Source organism: Pseudomonas sp. DG56-2 (assembly GCF_004803755.1).
Lineage (GTDB): Bacteria > Pseudomonadota > Gammaproteobacteria > Pseudomonadales > Pseudomonadaceae > Aquipseudomonas > Aquipseudomonas auratipiscis.
In genome coordinates this window covers 2,924,607-2,948,026 of the sequence record NZ_CP032311.1, presented here as the reverse complement: position 1 = coordinate 2,948,026, position 23,420 = coordinate 2,924,607, and the positions used below count along the sequence as shown (strand labels likewise).

At 60.8% G+C, this 23,420-nt stretch carries 17 protein-coding genes; 12 read left to right on the top strand and 5 right to left on the bottom strand.

Going from position 1 to position 23,420, the window contains the following annotated elements:
* The first annotated feature begins 10 nt into the window (after positions 1–10).
* From D3Z90_RS13220 to D3Z90_RS13210, 3 genes are all read left to right on the top strand, one after another.
* Complete coding sequence (locus D3Z90_RS13220; protein WP_136476221.1) at positions 11–1,165, top strand: acyl-CoA dehydrogenase family protein; 1,155 nt, start codon at positions 11–13, stop codon at positions 1,163–1,165.
* Positions 1,166–1,168: 3 nt separating this feature from the next.
* Positions 1,169–2,857, top strand: coding sequence for a class I adenylate-forming enzyme family protein (locus D3Z90_RS13215; RefSeq protein WP_136476220.1), 1,689 nt, complete (start codon positions 1,169–1,171; stop codon positions 2,855–2,857).
* A gap of 88 nt (positions 2,858–2,945) precedes the next feature.
* A complete protein-coding gene (locus D3Z90_RS13210) occupies positions 2,946–4,328 on the top strand; it encodes a DUF1329 domain-containing protein (protein ID WP_371922196.1) in 1,383 nt (460 codons plus the stop codon).
* Positions 4,329–4,399: 71 nt separating this feature from the next.
* Here D3Z90_RS13210 and D3Z90_RS13205 read toward each other — a convergent pair whose 3' ends face one another.
* From D3Z90_RS13205 to D3Z90_RS13195, 3 genes are all read right to left on the bottom strand, one after another.
* Positions 4,400–6,529, bottom strand: a complete 2,130-nt coding sequence (locus tag D3Z90_RS13205; RefSeq protein ID WP_136476219.1) for an FAD-dependent oxidoreductase — start codon at positions 6,527–6,529, stop codon at positions 4,400–4,402.
* A gap of 68 nt (positions 6,530–6,597) precedes the next feature.
* A complete protein-coding gene (locus D3Z90_RS13200; protein WP_136476218.1) occupies positions 6,598–7,428 on the bottom strand; it encodes an alpha/beta fold hydrolase in 831 nt (276 codons plus the stop codon).
* Positions 7,429–7,445: 17 nt separating this feature from the next.
* Positions 7,446–8,780 carry an MFS transporter gene (locus D3Z90_RS13195; protein ID WP_136476217.1) on the bottom strand — a complete coding sequence of 445 codons (1,335 nt, stop codon included), beginning with the start codon at positions 8,778–8,780 and terminating at the stop codon, positions 7,446–7,448.
* A 270-nt stretch (positions 8,781–9,050) separates the two neighbouring features.
* On the opposite strand from D3Z90_RS13195, the gene D3Z90_RS13190 reads away from it, so the two are divergent.
* From D3Z90_RS13190 to D3Z90_RS13150, 9 genes are all read left to right on the top strand, one after another.
* Complete coding sequence (locus D3Z90_RS13190) at positions 9,051–10,913, top strand: long-chain-acyl-CoA synthetase (RefSeq protein WP_136476216.1); 1,863 nt, start codon at positions 9,051–9,053, stop codon at positions 10,911–10,913.
* On the top strand, positions 10,906–11,994 hold the full coding sequence (locus tag D3Z90_RS13185; protein ID WP_136476215.1) for an MBL fold metallo-hydrolase: 1,089 nt from the start codon (positions 10,906–10,908) through the stop codon (positions 11,992–11,994). Before D3Z90_RS13190 ends, D3Z90_RS13185 begins: the two co-directional genes overlap by 8 nt.
* A 71-nt stretch (positions 11,995–12,065) precedes the next feature.
* Positions 12,066–13,742, top strand: a complete 1,677-nt coding sequence (locus D3Z90_RS13180) for a DUF1302 domain-containing protein (protein WP_136476214.1) — start codon at positions 12,066–12,068, stop codon at positions 13,740–13,742.
* A gap of 140 nt (positions 13,743–13,882) precedes the next feature.
* Positions 13,883–15,094 carry a thiolase family protein gene (locus tag D3Z90_RS13175; protein ID WP_136476213.1) on the top strand — a complete coding sequence of 404 codons (1,212 nt, stop codon included), beginning with the start codon at positions 13,883–13,885 and terminating at the stop codon, positions 15,092–15,094.
* A 5-nt stretch (positions 15,095–15,099) separates the two neighbouring features.
* The gene (locus tag D3Z90_RS13170) at positions 15,100–16,047 is read left to right on the top strand and encodes a MaoC/PaaZ C-terminal domain-containing protein (protein ID WP_136476212.1); all 948 of its coding nucleotides are present in this window, start codon (positions 15,100–15,102) and stop codon (positions 16,045–16,047) included.
* Positions 16,048–16,149: 102 nt separating this feature from the next.
* The gene (locus tag D3Z90_RS13165) at positions 16,150–17,235 is read left to right on the top strand and encodes an alkene reductase (RefSeq protein ID WP_136476211.1); all 1,086 of its coding nucleotides are present in this window, start codon (positions 16,150–16,152) and stop codon (positions 17,233–17,235) included.
* A gap of 137 nt (positions 17,236–17,372) precedes the next feature.
* Positions 17,373–18,476, top strand: coding sequence for a polyamine ABC transporter substrate-binding protein (locus D3Z90_RS13160; RefSeq protein ID WP_136476210.1), 1,104 nt, complete (start codon positions 17,373–17,375; stop codon positions 18,474–18,476).
* A gap of 38 nt (positions 18,477–18,514) precedes the next feature.
* The gene (locus tag D3Z90_RS13155; RefSeq protein ID WP_136476209.1) at positions 18,515–19,933 is read left to right on the top strand and encodes an aminotransferase; all 1,419 of its coding nucleotides are present in this window, start codon (positions 18,515–18,517) and stop codon (positions 19,931–19,933) included.
* Between the two features lie 62 nt (positions 19,934–19,995).
* Positions 19,996–20,817 carry a helix-turn-helix transcriptional regulator gene (locus D3Z90_RS13150; RefSeq protein ID WP_136476208.1) on the top strand — a complete coding sequence of 274 codons (822 nt, stop codon included), beginning with the start codon at positions 19,996–19,998 and terminating at the stop codon, positions 20,815–20,817.
* Positions 20,818–20,925: 108 nt separating this feature from the next.
* Here D3Z90_RS13150 and D3Z90_RS13145 read toward each other — a convergent pair whose 3' ends face one another.
* Both D3Z90_RS13145 and D3Z90_RS13140 read right to left on the bottom strand, forming a co-directional pair.
* Positions 20,926–21,822, bottom strand: coding sequence for a universal stress protein (locus D3Z90_RS13145; protein ID WP_136476207.1), 897 nt, complete (start codon positions 21,820–21,822; stop codon positions 20,926–20,928).
* A gap of 105 nt (positions 21,823–21,927) precedes the next feature.
* The gene (locus D3Z90_RS13140) at positions 21,928–23,322 is read right to left on the bottom strand and encodes an aldehyde dehydrogenase family protein (protein ID WP_136476206.1); all 1,395 of its coding nucleotides are present in this window, start codon (positions 23,320–23,322) and stop codon (positions 21,928–21,930) included.
* Positions 23,323–23,420 lie beyond the last annotated feature (98 nt).

Here is a 23,420-nt window from a genome sequence, read left to right as displayed (position 1 = left end):
GAGTTTGATCATGAGTCTTGTGTATAGCGAAGAGCAGCGTCTGTTGGCGGACAGTGCCCGTGAGTTTCTGGCCGCGCGTAGCCCTGTAGCGGCGCAGCGGCGCCTGCGAGACGAAGCCTGCGCTGGCGGTTACGACACCTCGTTGTGGCAGGAAGCGGTGGGCCTGGGTTGGAGCGCTATTCCATTTCCCGAAGCGTTCGGCGGGCTGGATTTTGGTTGCATGGGCCTGGGGCCGATTTTCGAAGCCATGGGCACAAACCTGTCGGCGTCACCCTTGTTGTCCAGTGTGGTGCTCGGTGGTTCGCTGATGCACCTGGCAGGCTCGCAGGCGCAGCAGGATCAGTGGCTGACCGCTCTGATCAGTGGCGAACGGCGCTTGGCCCTGGCCGTAGATGAAAAGCCGCGGCACGCACCGCTGCACACCACATTGTCAGCGAAAGCCGAAGCCGGTGGTTATCGCCTGGACGGCGAAAAGTTCTTCGTCGTCGATGGCGTGGAGGCCAATGCCTACCTGGTGGCTGCGCGTACCAGCGGTAGCGCCGGGGACGAACAAGGCATCAGCTTGTTTCTGGTACCGGCGAATACGCCCGGTCTTGAAGTCAATGCGTTGTCGTTGATCGATTCACGTAACTGCGCGCGGTTGCGCTTGAATGCGGTGCAGGTGGGTAGCGAGGCTTTGCTGGGTACTGTGGGTGCGGCCTGGGCCGCCCTGGACGAGGCCCTGGACCGTGGCCGTGCCTGCCTGGCCGCAGAGTTGCTAGGCGCCGGCGAACAGCTGTTCGCCATGACCTTGGATTATCTCAAGACCCGCGTACAGTTCGACGTACCAATTGGCTCGTTCCAGACCCTGCAACACCGCGCCGCGCGCTTGCACGTGGAACTGCAACTGGCGCGTAGCGCTGTCATGGCCGCATTGGCGGCGCTCGACGACAGCACCCTGAGCGCCGCCGAACGGGGGCGCCGGGTCAGTCTAGGTAAATGGAAAGCGGGTGAGATGGCTGCTCAGATCAGCAATGAAGCGGTGCAGATGCATGGCGGTATCGGCGTAACCGATGAGCTGGATGTCGGTCTGTACCTCAAGCGAATTCGCGTGGCCCAGGCGTGCCTTGGCGACAGTGACTTCCACTGCGCGCGCTATGGCGCTTTCGCGTCTTTGGAGAAATGAACAATGAAGCTGGAACAGTGGCGCAATGCCTGGCAGCAGTTGATTGGCCCCGGATCGCCTTTTGAAGTGGTGACGCCCCCCGACAGTAGCCCGCGCTACTTTCGCCATGCCTGCGCGAACCTGCTCGAGGCCATTGATGCAGGCCGCGTGCATGGCGAGCGCGAGTTCCTGATCTGGGAGCAGCAACGGCTGACGTTTGCTGACTTTTTTGATCAGGTCGACCGTCTGGCCGGGCAACTGTCACAACGCTTTGGCGTGAAACAGGGTGACCGGGTTGCCATCGCCATGCGCAATCAGCCCGCGTGGCTGGTGGCGTTTGTCGCCGTGCAGCGCTGCGGTGCGGTGTGTGTGCCGCTCAACAGTTGGGGCCTGCGTGATGAGTTGTTTCATGGCCTGCAGGACAGCGGCGCGCAGGTGCTGGTCTGCGACCAGCAGCGCCTGCAGTTGTTGGCGGACGATTTGCTCGGTGAGCGCTTGCTCAGCATTGTGGTCGGCGCGCAAGCCGGGCTGATGCTGCCGTCCAACTGCCAGCGATTCGAAACCCTGGTCGAGGCCCCGGCATTGGCGCTGCCTGCCATTTCCATCGGCCCTGACGACCCGGCACTGATTCTCTACACCTCGGGTACCACCAGCCGTGCCAAGGGTGTGTTGTCCAGCCACCGGGCCATTTGCCAGGCCCTGACAGCGCTGGAGTTCCAGTCGGCGTTTTGCGCTGTCAGCTCCCCGGAGCGTATCCAGGCGGTGATCGACAGCGGGCTGGCGCCGACCAACCTGATGGCGGTGCCGCTGTTTCATGTCAGCGGTCTACACGCGCAGTTCTTGCTGGCCTTGCGCAGCGGCCGGCGTTTGCTGTTGATGTACAAGTGGGACGTGGACAAGGCCTTCGACCTGATTCGCGATGAGCGCTGCACCCAGTTCAACGGTGCACCGGTGATGATGCAGCAATTGCTGGGTTCGCCACGCTTTGACAGCGCCGACAGCGACAGCCTTTACGGTCTGGGGCTGGGCGGGGCGATGGCGTCCAGCCGCCTGCTGGCACAGATCAGCAAGCGCAAACCCAAGGCAATTGGTGGCAGTGGCTACGGTTTGACGGAAAGCAACGGCATCGGTGCGGCAGTGGGTGGCGATCAGTTCGTCTACAAACCCGATTCTGTGGGCTGGCCGCTGCCGATCGTTGATGTATGTATTGGGCCGGACCCCAAATCGCCATTGCCAGCAGGACACAGTGGTTTGATCTGGCTGCGTTCGCCCACGCTGATGCACGCCTATTGGCGCTTGCCCCAGGCCAGTGCCGAAACCTTGCAGGACGGTTGGCTGGACACCGGCGACATCGGCATGCTCGACGACGAGGGCTTTCTCTACATAACCGACCGGGCCAAGGACCTGATCAACCGGGCGGGAGAAAAGATTTCGGCCAGCGAAGTGGAGTCGTGTATCTGCGAAATGCCCGGCGTGATCGAGGCTGCCGCGTTTGCCCTGGAAGATGAGGAACTGGGGGAACGCATGGTGCTCATGTTGCGCAGCGAGCTTCATCCAACGCCCACGCAGGAGCAGGTTTGTGCCTTCATCGGCCAGCGTCTGGCGGCCTATAAGGTGCCGGCCGAAGTGCACACTCGTAACGAACCATTGCCGCGCAATGCCTCGGGCAAATTGATCAAGGCGCAGCTCAAAGATTTGTTGATCACAATCTGACTGATTAGTCTTTCCGGACGATGTTCTCCCCAGCAGATCAGGAACAATGGAGTACCCCAGTAGTCCTGGTCTGCGAAGGAGCCAATCGATGAAAACAACAACAAAAGGCGTGATGTTCGTAGCTGCAGTGGCCGTCAATGTCGGCCTGCAAGGCAGCGCATTTGCGCAAGTGTCGCCTGAAGAGGCTGCCAAACTCGGCAAGGAACTTACCTGCGTCGGTGCCGAGAAAGCCGGCAACGCCGAGGGCACTATCCCGCCGTTCACCGGCAAGTACTTGGGTGAAGTGCCGGGTTGGAATCATGTGAAGTTTTCTGGCGATCAGCCAGTTGACCCTTACGCTGACGAGAAGCCGATTCTGGTCATTACCGCGCAGAACATGAGCCAGTATGAAAAGCATCTGACTGACGGTCAGAAGGCATTGCTCAAGCGCTATCCGACCACTTACAAAATGAATATCTACCCCGGCCATCGTGATTTTCGTTACCCGGATTATGTCTGTGAACGGGCGATGAAAAACGCCTTGAGCGCCAAGCTGGTGGACGACGGCATGGGTGTCGAAGGAATCGGCCAGGTGCCGTTCCCGATTCCGAAGAACGGCATGGAACTGCTGTGGAACCATCAACTGCCTGCGCGTGCCTACACCGAAGAAAAAATCAGCGACCTGGCGTCGGTACTGCCTAACGGCAGCATTGGCTGGGGTAGGGCGCATGCGCGTAACCTGTCGCAAGCCAACTCCCCAACAGTCGAGCCCAAGACCGAGAACTCGATCCAGGCCATGAGCTGGAACACCACGCTCAAGCCGGTGCGTGACAACGGTGTGGTGAGTATTTCCCAGGAACCTTACAACTTCCTCACCAACCCACGCCAGGCTTGGAGCTATAGCCCATCGACCCGGCGCGTGCGGCAGTTGCCGGGCTACGGCTATGATCAGCCGATGATTGGTACCAACGGCACCATGACCGTGGATGAAGACCGGCTTTACAACGGCTCGCCGGAGCGCTTTGACTGGACCTTGATCGGCAAGCGTGAAGTCTACGTACCGGCCAACGCCTTCAAGCCCAACAGCGGTGACATCAAGTACGCCGACATCCTCACCCCCAACCACCCCAACCCTGACTACATGCGCTATGAACTGCGTCGGGTGTGGGTGCTGGAGGCGAAGTTGAAAGAGGGCTACCGCCATGTCTACGGCAAGCGAGTGTTGTTCATTGACGAAGACACCTGGAACGCAGTGGCTGCTGACAACTACGACAGCCGTGGGGCGTTGTGGAAGCATGCGATGATCAACTACTACTACCACCCGGACATGAGCGGCTGGCAGGCCGGTTCGCAGTTCTTCATGGACTTGAACTCGGGACAGTACACCGGCTATGCGATGACCAACGAATCGAAGAAGGGGCCGATTCTCAACGAATCGAAGTTCACCCCGGACATGTACACCGCCGATGCGGCGCGGGCAATGGGCCGTTGACTTTAGCTGCAACCTGAAACTAAAAAACCCCAGATGAGAATCTGGGGTTTTTTTTGTCCGCAGTTTTGCTTTCAGGCTTCGCGAGCGGCGCGATTGCCGGCGGCGATGGCGCCTTCGATGTAACCCAGGCTCTGGCAATCACCGATGCTGACAACCTTGAGCCCGGCACTGCTCAGCGCATCGGCCAGGGTGGTATCAGGTGTTGCGCCGCTGGCCAGTACCACTGAGTCGCACTGCACATCGCCAGCCTCACCTTCAGCGGTTTGGTAGCGCACGCGGTTGCCCTCGATGGCGGTGACGGTGACGCCAGTCAGCAGTTGTCCACCATGCACGCGAATGCCATGCAGCACCCGCCAGCGGCGCACGATTGCCAGTTCACGGCCCAGGTGGCCGGAGCTCTCCAGTACACACACCTGGCGTCCGCGAGCGATCAGGAACTCGGCCAGCTCCAATCCCACCAGCCCGCCGCCAACAATGGTCACACGCTTGCCCAACGGCATCCACACGCGCGACAACTTCTGGATGGCTTCGGTGCTGTCGGTAACGCCGATCAAGTTGCCGGCCTTCATCATGGTGCGCTGGGTCAGCGACAGCTTGCGTCTGGCGATTTCCTCGGCGCGGTCTCCGGTCATCAGGCGCCGCAGTTCATCGCCACTCCAGACGTGGTTCTGCTCGGCCCCGGGGATGTTCGGTGCAGCGCGTTGTGCACCGGTGGCAACGATTACCTGGTCGACGTTAAGATCACGCAACAAGGCTGCGTCTACGCTCGTCTGCAGGCGGACATCGATGGGCAGTTGTTCTACCTGATAGAGCAGGTTGTCGAGCAGACGACCGTTTTCGGGGTAGGCAAGAGCGGCAAAGAACAAGGTGCCGCCCAAACGATCACTGCGTTCAATCAGGGTCACCCGATGGCCACGCAGGGCGGCAACGCGCGCCGCTTCAAGACCCGCTGGGCCACCGCCAATCACTGCCACATGCTGCGCAGCCGCCACTGGGGTGATGACGCGTTCGCTCTCATGGCCGGTTTGAGGGTTGACCGCGCATTTGACCCGCTGGTTGATGAATATCTGGCTGACGCACACGTAGCAATAAATACACGGGCGGATCGCCTGCAAATGACCGGATGCCAGCTTGTTCGGCAATTGCGGGTCAGCCAGCAGTTTGCGTCCCATGGCGATGAAGTCGCAGTGGTTGGCGGCAATCGCGCTTTCGCCCGCTTGCGGTTCGATCCGTCCGACGGCAATCACTGGAATGCTTACGCATTGTTTGATCGCCCCAGTCCACTCGAGAAAGGCGCCCGGCTTTTGCACCAGAGGCGCCTCGGTGAAGGCCACGCCACTGGTGATAGCGGCGTAGGCGGAAACGCTGACCGCGTCGGCCCCGGCCGCTTCGGCCAGGCGCGCCACCGCTTTGGCATCCTCAAGGGTAATGCCGCCGGGGGTGAACAGCTCTTCGGCATCCAGGCGCAGCCACATGCCAAAACCTGAACCTACGCGCGCGCGAACCGCAGCCAATACCTCCAGCAACAAGCGCGCACGGTTTTCCAGTGAGCCGCCGTAGGCATCGTCACGCTTGTTGTAATACGACGAGAGAAATCCGGCGATGATGTAGTTGTGCGCGGCATGGATCTCGACACCATCGAAACCGGCGCGCTGCGCCCGCTCGGCGGCTGCGGCAAACCATTCGACCATCTGGGCGATGTCGTCCTGGTCCATGACGCGCATCTCGATTCCGCCTTTGCGCCCGCGCACCGCACTGACGAAAGAGCTGAGTTCTTCGGGAGTCAGGGCCTGCATCATGTCCGAACTGCTGGCGGGTGGAATCGACGGCACCCACAGCGGTCGGCCTGCGGCCATGTCGCGGATGGCATTCTTGCCAGCGTGCTGCAATTGCATGGCGATCTTCGCACCGTGCTTGTGCACGCGCTCGGCCAGGCGGCTCAGGCCGGGAATGAACTCATCGGATGAGACCCCCACCTGGTAGGGTTCGGCGGTACCGGAGGGAAAGGCGATGGCGCACACACCCATGATCAACATGCCGGCGCCACCTGCGGCGCGTGCTTCATAGTAGGCCTGGATACGTTCGCCACAATGGCCATCGGCCTCGGCAAAGTTGGAGCCCATGGGCGCCATGATGATGCGATTGCGCAGTTGGATCGGGCCAATGCGGCCAGGGGCAAGCAAGTGGGACAGTTTTGTCATTGTTATGTCAGCCCATAAAGGTGGCCGGTCGATGCGACAGCAGCAGGGCTGCCGCTGTCGCAGGGTACCTAGGCTTGGTTCAGGAACTCGAGGCAGGAACGGTTGAACAACTCGCTGTGTTCCACCTGCACCCAATGCCCACAACGATTTAGCATAATAAAGCGCGCGTCAGGGGCGTTATCGAGCACTTTCATTGCGCCGCCGACTGGGTTGAAGTTGTCGTTGGTGCCCCAGAAACCGAGGATCGGCACCTTCAGCTCATGCAGGCGCTCGGTCATGTTCGGCACCATCATGGTCGAGAACAGGCAGTGCGGCTGGTGCCGGGCAACCGCGACACGCTCGGCCAGCAGGCTATCGGGCAACTGTGAAGTGTCGAACAGTTGCAGGCTCATGATCTGGCGCATCTTGTCGATGTCCAACGGGCCGGCATTGAACAGTTCGACCATGCGCTGAATGCCGATCTTGGCGAAGTAGGTTTCGCGTTCCTCGACGCCGCCGGGTGCCATCAGGATCAGTTTGTCGAGAATCTCAGGCTGTGCCAGGCCCAGGCCGATGGCGATTGCACCGCCGAGGGAATTGCCCAGCAGGGTGCAGCGCTGTATTTCGAGAGCCTTGAGCAAACCGGAGACGGCGCCAACGAAGAAGTCCAGGTCGTAGTTGATGTTGTCCGGTTTGTCCGAGCGGCCGAAGCCTGGCAGGTCGATCACCAGGTTACGAAAGCCTGCAGCGACGAACGCGGGGAAGTTACCCTTGAAGTTGCTATAGCCACTGGCACCCGGGCCACTGCCGTGCAACCACACCACGACGGGGCCGCTGCCTTCATCGAGGTAGTGCAGGCGCAGGCCGTTGTCGAGGGTGACGAAATGGCCAATGGGCAACGGTAGGTCTTGTTCTGACATCTTTGAGTCTCCATTCATCAGGCGGTTACTGCAGTTTCAGGGTCGGCAACCGGCACTGCCGGCTGCCTCAGTTGCGCGCGATAGCGCGGCAAGGCCATGCCCAAGAATAATGTCGAGAGCATCAGCATCGAGATCGAGGCAGCCAGGGCGTAGCGCAAGGCTTCAGCGCCCAGCGAGGGGGCGAACATGTCACTGAGTACACCGATCAACAGCGGGCCAACGCCCACCCCCAGCAGGGTCATGGCCATGACAAAGATCGACGTCGCCTGAGCCAGGCGTGCAGCCGGAAATAAATGGGTTACGGCGCCAAGGCACGGCGTTGCCCACCAGGTGCCGAAAAAGGCGAAGCCTGCATAGAACACGAATGCAGTCGGCACCGGGGTGCTGCCCAGGTGAAACAGAGTGCCGGTCGGCCAGAGGAAGTACGCCAGCGCGAACGGGATGCTCACCAACGTCGCGAGCAGCGGCACGCCAATTTGCCAACCGGGGTCTCGGCGGGCCATGCGGTCGGAAACGATGCCGCAGGCGAGGGTGCCGAAGGTAGCACCGGTGCCACCCACCACACCGACCAGAAAGCCTGCATCCTGCAGGTTCAATCCGTGGGAACGGATGAGAAAACTCGGGCTCCAGGTACCAATCGCATAGCCGGCAATGGCGCTGGATGCGCCGGTCAGCACCAACCACAGGAATGAAGGAGTTTCCATCAACTTGGCCATGGTCTTGGCCCAGCCTTCCTGGACCACTGCAGCCGTGTACTGCGCTTCGCTCGCCACTTTCGGCGCACGCACCGTGAGCCACAGCAACAGACCGAGCAGGATGCCGGGTACACCGATGATCAGGAACGCCGAACGCCAGCCGTAGTGCTGGGCAATCCAGCCGCCGAAGCCCAGGCCGAAAATAGCGCCAAAGCTTGAACCGAGCATGAGTATCGACAACGCGGTGGAGCGGTTCTTGGCCGGGTACAGCTGCGAAATCATCGCCACCGATGGCGCCGTTCCTCCAGCTTCACCGACCGCCACCCCAATCCGCGCCATGACCAGCAACCAGAAGCTGGTCGCCAGTCCGCACGCCATGGTCATGACGCTCCAGGCGATACAGCAGGCAGCGATCACGGGCTTGGGCCCGATGCGGTCGGAGAGTCGTCCGAGAGGGAAGCCGAACAGGGTGTAGAACACCGCGAAGGTTACCCCGGAGAGCATTCCGATGCCGGTATCGGAAATGCCGAACTCGGCTTTCACCGGCTCGATAAGGATCGCCATCAACTGCCGGTCGATGTAATTGAAGATGTAGATCACGGCCAGTACGAACAGTGCGTAATGAGTACGCCAGGTAACAGGGATGGATGAGTTCACTGCGGGTGCTCCCGGTTTTGTTCTAGTGAGGAGGAGCGTGGACCGGATCGAGGTTGGGCACATCGTCCGTTCAGACCACTCGTTAGTGCGGCGCAAGGCAATCGCTGCTGCTTAGTCTTATCGGACGATGTTGCACTTCTCTGCAGGGTGAATGATGCGTTCCGTGCTCGATCACCTGGCCGCTCGGTGGCGGTGATCGCAATAGCAAAGGCGTGCGGGCGAACCACGTTGACCCCGAGCGCCCGGTCGCGTGTTTTATCGGAGAAAAGGATGAACAATTTCAACAACGCAAGCCTGCTGTCTGCTGACGATCGTGGGGTTGTGCCACGCGAGCAGACGCAGGCCATCCTCGATCGCCGTGCTGAAGCCAGTGCACGGATCAAGCCGGCAGATCGCTATACCTTGGCTGATCGCTTGGAAGAACAAGCACAGCGCCATGGCGAGCGGCCTTTCATCATCTACGGCGAGCAGCGCCTGAGCTTCGCCCAGATCAACGCCCAGGCCGATCGCCTGGCGCATGTCTTTCATGCCCGTGGCCTGCGCCCGGGTGATGTCTGTGCACTGGCAATGGAAAACCGCCCGGCGTTTTTCTGCTGTTGGTATGCACTGGCCAAGCTCGGGGTGGTGGTGGGCTTCGTCAATACCCAGCTCAGCGGCCGAACACTGACGCATTCGCTGGAAGCGATCGACGCCAAGGCGATCATTGTCGGCGAAGAGATTCTGGGCAATTTTCTCGTCACCGAAACCTTGCCGCCGTTGCCGCTCTGGCTGGTAGAAGATACCGAGCAGCCGTGGTCGGGTGAGGTGCCAGATCAGGTTGATACGCGCTTGAACGAAGCCCTGGCCGCGGCGCCGAGCACGCCGTTCCCGCGGGACCTGCGCGCAGACCTGAGCGCCGAAACGCCCAGCCTGCTGATCTTTACCTCCGGTACCACCGGCTTGCCGAAAGCGGCGCGCTACAGCCATATGCGCTGGATGTCGACCGGCGACATCATGGAAATCACTTTGCAGACGACGGTGCAGGACGTGTTCTATTGCTGCCTGCCGCTGTACCACGGTGCAGCCGCCACGTCGGTAACCTCTACCGCGCTGAAGACCGGTGCGGCGATTGTGGTGCGACGCAAGTTCAGTGTTCGCGAGTTCTGGAACGACATCCGCAAGCATCAGGTCACGGTGTTCCAGTACATCGGCGAGATCTGTCGCTACCTGCTCAACCAGCCTGAGGTTGCCGGCGAGCGCGAGCACAGTTTGCGTTGCATGCTCGGTGCCGGGCTGACGCGAGAAACCTGGCAGAACTGGGTCCAGCGCTTCGGGCCGATTCAGGTGTTTGAGGGCTGGGGTTCCACCGAGTCCAATACCAACGTGGTCAACGTCGACAATTATGTGGGCGCCTGCGGTCGTGTGCCGTTCTGGGAGAAGAGCAATCTGCGCCTGGTGCGCTATGACGTTGAAACCGACAGTCATCCCCGAGACGAGCATGGTTTTCATCAACTGTGTGAAGTGGGAGAGGTGGGCGAAGCGCTCGGTTTCATCATCAATCATCCCAACATCGGCGGTGGACGCTTCGAGGGTTACACCTCGGCCGAGGCCACTAACAGCAAAATTCGGCGCAACGTGTTCGTCGAGGGCGACGCTTACTGGAGCTCCGGGGACCTGCTGCGCTTCGATGAGGATGGTTACCTCTATTTCATCGACCGCATCGGCGACACCTTCCGCTGGAAGAGCGAGAACGTCTCGACCCTGGAGGTGGCTTCTGCGCTGGGCGACTTTACCGGGCTCGAGCTGATCAATATCTATGGCGTGCAGGTGCCTGGGCAAGAGGGTCGCGTCGGTATGGCAGCGGTGCTGATGCAGCCGGGTCAGACCTTCGATCCAAAAGCATTTTATGCGTTGACCGAGGCGCGGTTGCCGCGTTACGCCGCGCCGATGTTCGTGCGGGTTTCGGCCGCCGCCGATCTGACCAGTACATTCAAGCTGCGCAAGGTCGACCTGCAGCGCCAGGGTTACGCACCCACTGCATTTAGCGACCCACTGTTCATTCGCGACGAAAGCAGCCGCAGCTATGTTGCCTACAGCACAGAGGTGCTGGAGCGCGTTGGCCTGGCGGCCTTTGCCGGTGATGCCAGTGAGTAGCCTCGACGCGCAGGGACATGAATGGCGCGCCGGACTGCGCTTTCCCTGGCCGCAACCGCCTGCCAACGGCGCTGTGCAGGAAATCGCCGAGGGGCTTTTGTGGCTGCGTATGCCGCTGCCGTTCGGACTCGACCACATCAACCTGTATTTGCTGCGCCATGGCGAGGGCTGGGTGGCGGTCGATACCGGGTTGAACAATGCGCAAACCCGTGAAGTCTGGGAAGCGCTGTTCGATACCGCGCTTGCAGGGTTGCCGCTGGTGGCGGTGATCTGTACGCACTTTCACTCCGATCATGTCGGCGTGCTTGGCTGGTTGAGTGACCGCTTTCACTGTCCGGTGTTCATGAGTGCCAGTGAATACCAGGCCATGCACCAGTTGGGCAGGCAGGGCGATGGCAGCAGCGATTGGGCATTCGGCCAGCATTACCAGCGTGCAGGTTTCAGCCCCGAGCAAACCCAGGCGCTGTTCCCGATTCTCGGTTCCGCGCACTTTCGACCACAGGTGCCGACCAGTTTTCACCGCTTGAGCGAAGGCAGTGAGCTGGACATCGGTGGGCGTCGCTGGCAGATCCGTATCGGCCGCGGTCATTCCCCCGAGCATGCCTGCCTGTACTGCGCCGAAGACGGCCTGCTGATTTCCGGCGACCAGGTACTGCCGCGGATTACCTCAAGCGTCTGCGTCCAGGTCACCGAGCCTGATGCTGACCCGCTGCGTGACTGGCTCGACTCGATCCATGACCTGCGCACAGTGCCCGACAGCGTGCTGGTGCTGCCGGCGCATGAGCGACCGTTTTTCAACCTGCATGAGCGCCTTGATCAACTGCATGCCCATCACCAGACGCATCTGCAGCAGTTGCTGGACGCCTGCACGGCGCCGCGCACTGCCATGCAGTTGATGGCGGTGCTGTTTCCAGCGGTTAAGGGGCGCTTCGATGAACTGATGGCCATCGGCGAAACCCTGGCCCATGCCAATTACCTCATCGCTCAAGGGCGATTGGTACGAGAAGAACTAGCCGGTGTGTTTCGGTACTCGCGCCCGGATGAAGGTGTCATTGCTCGGTCTGCGCTAGGGCAGCTCTGAGCAGGCAGTGGGAAGTAGTGGTGTTCTTGCACATTTGCGCGGCCATCGGGTCGTTTATCGGGAGAGGCAGTGTGACTAATAAAAACAAAAAATATGGTGCTGGCCCAAGGGTATCGGGCTTCGAGTTATCTGGTCTGGTGGTGGCGATTGCGTTGGTGTCGACACCCGCATGGTCCGGTGAAACCATCGAGTTCGACGACGGAACGACGATCGACTGGACCGTAACAACCAGCTACGGCCTTGGTGTGCGTTTGTCCGATCCGGACAAGGACCTGCTGACCCTCAACGGTGATGACGGCGACCGCAACTTCGACAAAGGCAGCCTGGTGACCAATCGCATTGGTGCCCTGGCGGAAATGATCGTGCGCAAGGACAACTATGGTGCGGTATTGCGTGCCAGTACCTTCTACGATGACGTCTACCATCGCTCCAACGACAACGATTCGCCGGGCACCGTCAACAAGAACGGCGACCACAATGAATTCACCAGCGATACCAAGTACTACGCCGGTGGCCGCAGTAAGTTCCTCGACGCCTACGTGTTTGGTGGCTGGCGTTTCGAGAACGATTCGATGCTCGACGTCAAGGCCGGGCGTCACATCGAGTCGTGGGGTGAGAGCCTGTTCTACCCAGGTGTCAGTGGTGTGCAAAGCCCGTCCGATGCGGTCAAGGCAGCGCAGCCGGGGGTCGAGGTCAAGGAAGTGCTGTTGCCGGTCGGACAAGTTTCGGCATCGTATCGACTGAACCCGCAACTGACCTTCGGCGCCTATGTGCAATATGAATGGATGGGCACCGAACTGCCACCGGTGGGTAGCTACTTGTCTACCAGTGACGTGGTAGGGCCGGGGCGGGAATTCATTCTCGGCGCCAATGGCTCTCGGATCGACTATCGCGGCACCGATGAACCGCGTGACAGTGGCCAGTGGGGTGCGCAGGTTCGCTTTCGTCCGGTGCCAGCCCTGGAGTTGTCACTGTTTCATGTCAATTATCACGACAAGAACCCTGCCACTGCATTGGTGGGCTACCAGGCAGTCCCGGCAGGTCCGGGCGTGTTCTTCGGCGCCCCGGATGGCTACCGCATTACCTACTTTGAAGACATAAAACTGACGGGTATCAGCGCTTCGACGAAAATCGGTGAAACCCAGATCGGCGGCGAGTGGTCCTACCGCGATGGCGCACCGGTAATGGTCAACACTGGCCTGGGCCCGACTCCGGCCCGTGGCAAGGGCCAGCAGATGCAGCTCTCGGCTATCCGCATCCTGGGCGATCGTCCGTGGGCGAGCCAGACCTCGTTGACCGCCGAGATCGTTCACGTGCGTGTCGACAGTGTCGACGAGGCCTCGGCGGCGCCTAACCTGCAGGCCCTTGGTGACAGCCTGATTGCGCCGATGCGTCCACTGGTGCAGCCATCCGATGACTACACCTACAAGACCGCCACGGCCTGGCGCAGCAAGACTGCGAGCGCCTACACCCTTGGCGCATCCTTCAGTTACCCGGGCGTATTTGAAGGCTGGGACCTGGAAGTACCGGTCAACTTTTCCAACGTGTTCAGCGGCGCCACACCAATGGCTGGGACCATCTCGGGACTGCAGGGCGACCGGCGCTTGAGCGTTGGCACCACCTTCAAGTACCTGGGCAACCTGGAAGTCGCTCTGCGGGTCACCGGCTACCTGGGTGAAGCGGATCCGGTCAAGCGTTTGCTGGCGGACCGTGACTATGGCACGTTCTCGGTGAAGTACAGCTTCTGATCCCCGTGGCGGCGCCAGGCCTGTATCGATCCTGGCGCCCGCCGTGGCCTAGTCAAAATGGACGATCACTCGCTGCAGCAGTTGTGGCATGGTCATTACACAACAAAATCCGAAGCACACAGCTTTCGAGTGGGGGATACATGGGTCTTAAAGGTCATGCGGCGATTGTAGGCGCCGCGCAGTACAAGCCGGAAAAGTATGCCACTGCACCGCGCATGTTCCACCTCGAACAAGTGGCCGACCTGGCCGCGCAAGCGCTACGCGACGCAGGGCTGCGTGCCGAAGACCTCGATGGTCTGGTGATCAACGGCCCGCACTTTCATGAAGCTTCGGTGTTCGTACCGGCCATGGCCGCCGAGTACCTGGGCTTGACCGTCAATTTCGCCGAAGTGGTCGACCTGGGCGGTTGCACGGCGGTGGGCATGGTATGGCGCGCCGCTGCAGCCATCGAGCTGGGCTTATGCCAGGCCGTGCTCTGCGTAATGCCTGCACGGATGGCGCCTATGGGGCCAGACGAAGACCCCAGCGCAATGATTCGCGCCATGCGCTACGGTGGCCACAGCACCGCCTTCGGTGCTCCGGAGGCAGAGTTCGACTTGCCGTACGGGCACATGGGCCAGAATACCGGCTACGCCATGATCGCCCAGCGCTATGCCGCGCAGTACGGTTATGACCCGATTGCGATGGCCAAGATTGCCGTTGACCAGCGCACCAACGCCCTGGCCAATCCCCAGGCGATGTTCTACGGCCAACCGTTGACCATCGAGCAGGTGCTGGCGAGCAAGCGCGTTGCCGACCCGCTGCATGTACTGGAAATTGTCATGCCGGTGGCCGGTGGCGCGGCACTGATCATTGCCTCCAAGGAAGTCGCCGCGCGTGCCCGTAAGCGCCCAGCGTTCATTACCGGTTTTGGCGAACACCTGGCATTCAAATCGCCGTCTTACGCCAAGGACATGATCCACACCCCGGTGGGGCCAGCCTCGCGCCGCGCGTTCGAGATGGCCGGGCTGAAAACGACTGATGTCGATGCCGCCCAAATTTACGACTGCTACACCATTACCGCCTTGCTGACCCTCGAAGACGCCGGTTTCTGCGCCAAGGGTGAGGGCATGCAGTTTGTCCGTGAGCACGACCTGACTTGGCGCGGCGATTTCCCGATGAATACCCACGGTGGCCAGCTCAGCTTCGGCCAGGCCGGTGCGGCCGGGGGCATGTCCCAGGTGATTGAGGCGGTCACACAGATCAGTGGAGAAGCGGGCGAACGCCAGCTTGGGCGCTGCGATGCGGTTTACGTCTCCGGAACCGGTGGCGTGATGAGTGAACAAGCTGCATTGATTCTTCAGGGAGCATGACCTGCATGTCGAACAATAAGCCAATGCCGGTGCCAACCGAAATTTCCGCACCGTTCTGGGAAGGTCTCAAGGCCCAGCGCCTGTTGATCCAGCAGTGCAACGTCTGCGAACACTGGGTGTTTTACCCGCGTCGCCACTGCCCCAAATGCCTGGCCCATGACCTGGCCTGGCGTGAAGTCAGTGGCGGCGCCAGCCTCTACAGCTTCACCATCGCGCGCATTGCCACGCTCCCGGATTTCGCCGACGAAATGCCGCAGAAGTTGGCGGTGATCGAACTGGATGAAGGCGTGCGCATCAACACCACGCTGGTGGGGCTGGAAGAGGAACAGATCCGCATCGGTATGCGTCTGCAACCGGTGTTCGCCGAAGTGGATGCCAAGGGTTCGCGGTTGCTGCGTTTTACCGGTATGGAGCAAGACAGCGCCGCCCTGCAAAGCTGGAACGGTGCAGCCCAGGCCCCAGCGGCCGAGGCTGCCGCGCCAGCACCTTCACGCCAGGTGGCGATGGATGACGAGACGGCGTTGCAAAGCCTGGTCAGCGACACCTTCAGTGAGTGGAGCAACGAGGTTGAGGTCGACCAGGAACTGATCGATGCCTTTGCCAAGCTCTCGGGCGACAACTACTGGATTCACACCGATCCTGAGCGCGCGCGCAAGGACAGCCCGTTTGGCGGCACCATTGCCCACGGTGCGCTGGTGCAGGTGCTGCAATCGCGACTGCAACTGTCGCTGGGTTACGAAATCACCGGCTTCAGCACCATGGTCAACTACGGCTCCGACCGCTTGCGCTTCCCGGCGCCAGTACCTGCCGGTTCGCGCATCCATGCCCGGGCCCGGGTCAAGCAGGTGGCACGGGTCAAACGTGGCACCCAACTGACCCTGGAAGTGAACACCCATGTGGTGGGCAGTGATCGTCCTTCGGTGATCAATGACCTGGTGATCCTGTACATGTAAGCCGGCAAACAGCGGCTAGGTCGGCAGCCACGCTGCACGCGCTGCCGACCCGCAGCGCGATTCAGTCGCGGTCGGGAATTTCCAAGAAGTGAAGGAGCTGAGATGAGTATCTTGTTCGAGCCGCTGCGCCTGGGTGAACTGCAATTGGCCAACCGTATTGTCATGGCGCCGATGACCCGCAGCCGTGCCAGCGCCGATGCGCTGCCGGGTGCCGAGATGGTTGACTACTATCGCCAGCGCGCCAGTGCCGGACTGATCATTGCCGAAGGTACAGCGCCGTCGGCCAACGGCCTGGGTTATTGCCGCACCCCGGCCATCTACACAGCTGCACAGATTGCCGGCTGGCGGCAGGTGACCGACGCGGTGCATGAGCGCGGTGGCCGTATCGTCCTGCAATTGATGCATGTGGGGCGCGCCGCGAGTCGCTACAACAAGCCTGAAACGGCGGCGACCGTAGCGCCTTCGGCGTTGCGGGCACAGACCCGACTGTTCAGCGATATCGCCGGTATGGTGGACACCGACGAACCTCAGGCCCTGAGCCTGGAAGGTATTGAAGCGACCATCGGCGAGTACCGCCAGGCGGCGATCAACGCCCGTGAAGCAGGCTTTGACGGCGTCGAATTGCATTGCACCAGTGGTTACCTGCCCATGCAGTTCATGGCCTCGGGCAGTAACCTGCGTACCGATGCCTATGGCGGGAGTGCTGACAATCGAGTGCGCTTTGCCAAGGAGGTATTACAGGCCATGGCGGGCGCTATCGGCGCCGGTCGGGTTGGCTATCGCCAATGCCCAGGCAACAGCTACAACGACATTGAGGATGCCGATCCGCTGGCTACGGCTACAGCGTTGTGCGCAGCAGTAGCGCCGCTGGGTCTGGCTTACCTGCACATCATGCGCTCACCTGTGCCTGGCATCGACGCCTTCGCCCTGGCGCGCCAGCACAGCAACAGCGGCGTGATTCTCAATGATGGCTTTGACGGGCCAACGGCGCGGGCAGCGCTTGCAGCAGGCGAGGGCGATGCGGTGTCGTTCGGCCGGCATTTCATTGCCAATCCGGATCTGGTCGAGCGCCTGCAAGCGGGCTTGCCATTGGCTGGCTTCGACCGTCATACCCTCTACACCCCGGGGGCACGCGGCTATTCGGACTATCCCACCCATCAGGCGGCAAGCCTGGAAGTGGCACCATGAGCACTCAATCGCCAAACGCCTGAAGCTATTGCGAGCCTCTGCGCGACACCCACCCATTCGGGTTATGGTCGGCGCCCGTGAATCACCTGATAGTAACGCCATCGGCTCACCCTGAGCAGTCACACGACGGAGTTGCTATGCGCAAGGCACTGAAGGTGATGTGCAGTCTGTTGCTGGCGTCCACCGCCACGGCCACCCTGGCCACCGAGGTGGATACCGGCAATACACTCAGGTTGTACAACTGGACGGACTACATTGGCGAAACGACTCTGGCCGATTTTGAAAAGGCCACCGGCATCAAGGTGATCTACGACACCTTCGATGGTTATGAAACCGTACAGACCAAATTGCTCACTGGCCGCTCCGGCTATGACCTGGTGATGCTCAATGCCTCGCTCGTGCCGCCGTTGATCAAGGCGGGCGTATTCCAGGCACTGGACAAGCAGCAACTGCCCAGTTGGCACAACCTCGATGCGCAGGTGGTGCAGAATCTCCAGGATTACGACCCTGGCCTCAAATACTCGGCGCCCTACACCTGGGGCAGCTCTGGGGTGACCTACAACGTCGACAAAATCAAGGCGCGCATGCCGGATGCGCCCATTGGCTCGTTGGCGATGTTGTTTGATCCGAAGATCGTCTCACGCTTCGCCGATTGCGGTGTAACGCTGATGGATGCACCGACCGAGGTGATCCCGCTGGCGCTCAAATACCTGGGCAAGGATCCGCGCAGCGCGGCACCGGCCGATCTCAAGGCGGCCGAGAAACTGTTGCTGGACATCCGCCCCTACATCAAGAAGTTCGACTCGGTGAACTACCTCACCAGCCTGCCCAACGGCGACGTGTGTATGGCCCTGACCTGGTCGGGCGACTACGCCACGGCCCAGGCTCGTGCCGAAGAGGCGAAAAAGGATATTCAGCTGGCGTTCTTCATTCCCAAGGAAGGCTCACTGATCTGGTTCGACAACCTTTACCTGCCCAAGGATGCGCCGCACACCGCCAACGCCCACCGCTTCATCGAGTTCCTGCTGCAGCCGCAGAACATGGCGAAGGTGACCAACTACATCCACTACGCCAACAGTAACGCCGCGGCCACCGAGCAGGTACTGGCGGACATACGCGACAACCCGGCGATCTATCCCGATGCCACCACGCGCGAACGGCTTTTTGCGCAGAAAACCCAGGAACCCCGGGATATGCGCGCGATCACCCGCGTCTGGAGCACGGTCAAGACCGGCTTCTGAGCAAGCGTTCTCTCATTACCTTCGCCAAGGAACTGACCATGGCCACGCCAACTAATGCTGTTGCACCTGTTTTTGCCCAAGACCCTCTGGTGGAAGCCGACAAGGCCCATTACATGCACGGCTACCATGTATTCGACGAGCACCGTGAGCAGGGAGCGCTGAACATCGTCGCCGGAGAGGGTGCCTATATTCGCGACACCGATGGCAACCGCTTTCTGGATGCCGTCGGCGGCATGTGGTGTACCAACATCGGTCTGGGCCGCGAAGAAATGGCCCTGGCCATAGCCGATCAGGTGCGCAAGCTGGCGTACTCCAACCCGTTCTCCGACATGGCCAACCCGGTTGCCATCGAACTGTGCGAAAAGCTGGCGCAACTTGCGCCGGGTGATCTTGATCACGTCTTTCTTACCACCGGCGGTTCGACGGCGGTCGATACCGCTTACCGTCTGATCCAGTACTACCAGAACTGCCGGGGCAAAGCGGACAAAAAACACGTCATCGCCCGCTACAACGCCTATCACGGCTCTACCACCTTGACCATGTCGATCGGCAACAAGGCGGCCGACCGGGTGCCGGAGTTCGATTACGCCAACGAGCTGATCCATCATGTGTCCAATCCCAACCCGTACCGGGCACCGGATGATATGGACGAAGCCGAATTTCTTGACTTCCTGGTGGCCGAGTTCGAAGACAAGATCCTCTCGCTGGGCGCTGACAACGTCGCGGCATTCTTTGCCGAACCGATCATGGGTTCAGGCGGTGTGATCATCCCGCCCAAGGACTATTTCCTGCGGATGTGGCAGGTCTGCCAGACCTACGACATTCTTTTCGTCGCCGATGAAGTGGTGACGTCATTTGGCCGCCTGGGCACCTTCTTTGCCAGTGAAGAACTGTTCGGCGTGCAGCCGGATATCATTACCACTGCAAAGGGCCTGACTTCGGCGTATCTGCCACTGGGAGCGTGTATCTTCTCCGAGCGGATCTGGAAGGTGATTGCCGAACCGGGCAAGGGCCGTTGTTTCACCCACGGCTTTACCTACAGTGGTCACCCGGTGTGCTGTACGGCGGCACTGAAAAACATCGAGATCATCGAGCGCGAGAAGCTGCTCGATCACGTCAAGGAGGTGGGTGGTTACCTTGAACAGCGTTTGCAAAGCTTGCGTGAACTGCCACTGGTGGGCGATGTGCGCTGCATGAAGTTGATGGCATGCGTAGAGTTTGTCGCCGACAAGCGCAGCAAGGCATTGTTTGCCGATGCGGTGAACATCGGTGAGCGTATCCACCGCCGCGCCCAGGCCAAGGGTCTGTTGGTACGCCCGATCATGCACCTGAACGTGATGTCGCCGCCGCTGATCATCACTCATGCCCAGGTCGACGAAATCGTCGAGACCTTGCGCCAATGCATCGTCGAAACCGCCAACGAACTACGCCGCGAAGGCTTGTACAGCGGTACATGAGGGTGAGGCTTGGCGCCATTGCCCAGGTGCAGGCTCGTGGCCCAGCAGGTAGACTGCGGGGCATGAGCCATGCATCCCTGGAAACTCCCGTCTGCCTGTCCCTGGGCGCCTTGCAGCAATGGCATGCAGCGCTGCAGAACGCCTGCGCCCATATAGAAACGGCCGATGCCCTTGAGCACCTGGCGGCGGCCATCAGTCAATTGGTGGCGGTCGAATCGATGATGATCAGTCTAGAGTGCCAGGGCCAAGCGCCACAGTTGCTGTATCAGCAAGGGATTCCCGAGCAGCACCGCGATGCCATCCTCAATCGCTACTTTGCTGCCGGCTACTTGCTCGATCCGTTCTGCCTGGCCGTGGAGAGCGGCCTGGCCCAAGGTTTCTATCACCTGGAAGACATCGCACCGGACCACTTTTTCGACAGCGACTACTACAAGGCCTATTACTTGGGTACCGGCTGCAGCGAAGACAGCTACTTCATTGCCGATGTCGGCGCTGCGCGCAAGATTTCCCTGAGTTTGTTCCAGGGCTGCAGCGGCTCGCGCCTGGCCCCGGAGCAGGTCAATCTGCTGCGTGCGGTCGAACCGATGATTCGCGACCTGCTGGCCCGCTTTGCCCAGCACGGTCTGGCGCAGGCGCCTGCTGATACTGAACACAACAGCATTCAAGCCGCCTTCGACAGTTTTGGCTGCCAGGTGCTGACGGATCGTGAGCGCGAAGTTGCCCACATGATTCTGCGCGGTCACTCTGTGAAATCCACGGCCAGCGAACTCGGTATTTCCCCTGAGACCGTGCGCATGCACCGCAAGAACCTCTACCTCAAGCTTGAAATAAATTCGCAGTCCGAGCTGTTTGCGCTGTTTATCGATTGGCTTGGACACCGCTGAGCCGCGTGCCCTGCAGCATGGCCGCGGCTACAACCTGCAGATTAGCCGGTCGCGCTGGCGCGAGTAGTCCACGGCAATGGACGGCCACGCGGCTGGCGTGCGCTTGCGTCACCCTGCGGCCTTGACCGCCAGCACATTGCACAAGGTGTGATCGAGCACATGCTCGGTGGTGCTGCCGGTCAGGCGTTCGAGCAGTTTGCGTGGATGATTGCCCATCACCAGCACATCGGTACGGCTATGGGCGACGAACTCGGCAATGCTGCGGGTGATCGGCGCAGAAAGAAAATGCTGGCGCTCCACGGGTACGCCATGGCGTTCGGCAAGGCGTTCGAAGACCTTGTGAATGGATTTGCGTACGTTGCTGTCGAAACCTGGTACGGTCACGGTGCCGGCGCCAAAGTCGGACATGTGGGTATGGGCGCTGTCGCACACATGCAGCAGATGCAGTTCGGCATTGCATTGGCGTGCCAGGTCGCTGGCGGCCTGAATGACGGTTTCGTTGAGGTCGTTGTGCGGGTGTTCAGGGTGGGTCGGGTCGACAGCTGCCACCACCACACGGGGCAGTGGGCAATGCACGGCCGAAACCAGATGTACCGGGCAGTTGCACTCGCGTAGCAATTGCCAGTCCAGCGGTGTGAACAACAGGCGTTTGTACGCCGCTTCGTGCTGCACATCCTTGATCAGCAAATCCGCTTCGACTTCCTGCACCTGGGCCAGTGCTGCGCCCAGCACGTCGCGGGTCAGGAGGGCTTCGGTGCTGACACGAATGCCATTTTCATGCAGCAAGGTGGCTTCGTCGGCAAGCCACTGCAGGTTGTTCTCCAGGCGGGTCTGGTTGCGGTGTTCGTCGCCGCTGATCAGGCCAAGGGTGTCGAGCTCCTCGACGATGGCACAGATATGCAACGTGGCACCGGTCGCGTGTGCCAGGGCGGCAGCACGCTCCAGTGCTGGTGTGTGGCGCATCTCGGCGCCGACCATCAGGAACAGGCGTTGGTACTGGCTCATGATGCACCTCCGGTGGCGTTGTATTGCCAGACCCCGAGCTAGAGTTTAGCCCATTGCCCACAACGCTCACGTAAGCCTTGCCAACGCCACCTGACCGTTGGTCACTCAGCCGCGGCGGTTCAGCCAGACGGTCTGGGCGTTGCAGAACTCGCGAACACCGAAGTGCGAGAGCTCACGGCCAAAACCACTCTTCTTGATCCCGCCGAACGTAACCCGCGGATCGGAAGCACAGACGCCGTTGATGAACACGCCGCCGGTGTCCAGTTCTTCAGTCAGTTGGGCTGCCAGCTCCAAGTCCTGAGTGTAGAGAGTCGATGCCAGGCCAAATTCGCTGTCGTTTGCCAGCTCCAGAGCATGGCGGGCGTCACGGGCAGTGATGATCGAGGCTACTGGCCCGAACAGTTCCTGACGGAACGAGGTCATTTGGTCGGTTACATCGGCCAGTACGGTCGGGGCGTAGAAGTTGCCCGCACCGTCGACCTTATGGCCACCGAGCAGTAGGGTAGCGCCTTCGGCCAGGGTGGCCTGGACCTGCTCGTCGAGCTCGTCGCGCAGATCGAAGCGCGCCATCGGACCAAGGTACGTCTGCTCCGACAGCGGGTCACCCATGACCAGCTTGCGTGTGGCTTCGAGGAATTTTTCGGTGAAGGCTTCGACCACACCCTGTTCAACGATCAAGCGCTTGGCCGCGGCGCAAACCTGGCCAGTGTTGGCGTAGCGGCCGACCACGGCGGCTTTCACCGCTTCATCGAGGTTGGCGTCGTTAAGGACGATAAACGGATCGGAACCGCCCAGCTCCAACACACATTTCTTCAACGCTGCACCGGCCTGGGCACCGATGGCGATGCCAGCGCGCACGCTGCCCGTCAAGGTGACGGCAGCGATGCGCGGATCCTTGATGGCCTGGGAAACACCCTCTGGGGTGACGTTGATGACTTCAAACACACCGTCTGGCAGGCCGGACTGCTTGATGACGTCGAGCAGCAGGTAGGCGCTGCCCATCACATTCGGGGCGTGCTTGAGTACGTAGGTGTTGCCGGCGATGAGCGCCGGTACTGCGCCACGCAGCACCTGCCAGACCGGGAAGTTCCACGGCATTACCGCCAGAATCGGGCCCAGCGGCCGGTATTCGATGCGAGCCTGGCCGTTATCCACCAGCGTCGATTCGGCGTTGAGCATGGCCGGGCCTTGTGCTGCATACCACTCGCACAGTTGCGCGCATTTCTCCACTTCGCCGCGGGCCTGGGCCAGCGGCTTGCCCATTTCCAGGGTGATCATTTTCGCCATGGCCTCGGCGTTGTCGCGGATCGCAGTGGCCAGCGCCAGCACCCGCTGCGCACGTTCGGCCACCGGGGTACGGCGCCATTGGTTGAAGCCGCCCGCTGCACGGGTCAGTGCGGCATCCAAGTCTGCTTCAGAGGCGTAGGGATAGTGACCGATGGCTTCACCATTGGCGGGGTTGATCGACACGGCATGGGTATGGCTGGAGAACACGGTCATGGCACTGTCCTGCAAGAATTAGGGAACATTGCCAGCGTAGAGCGCTATGCATGTTTTGAAAACTGAATAATAATGAGCCTTTCGTTCACGATTGGAGA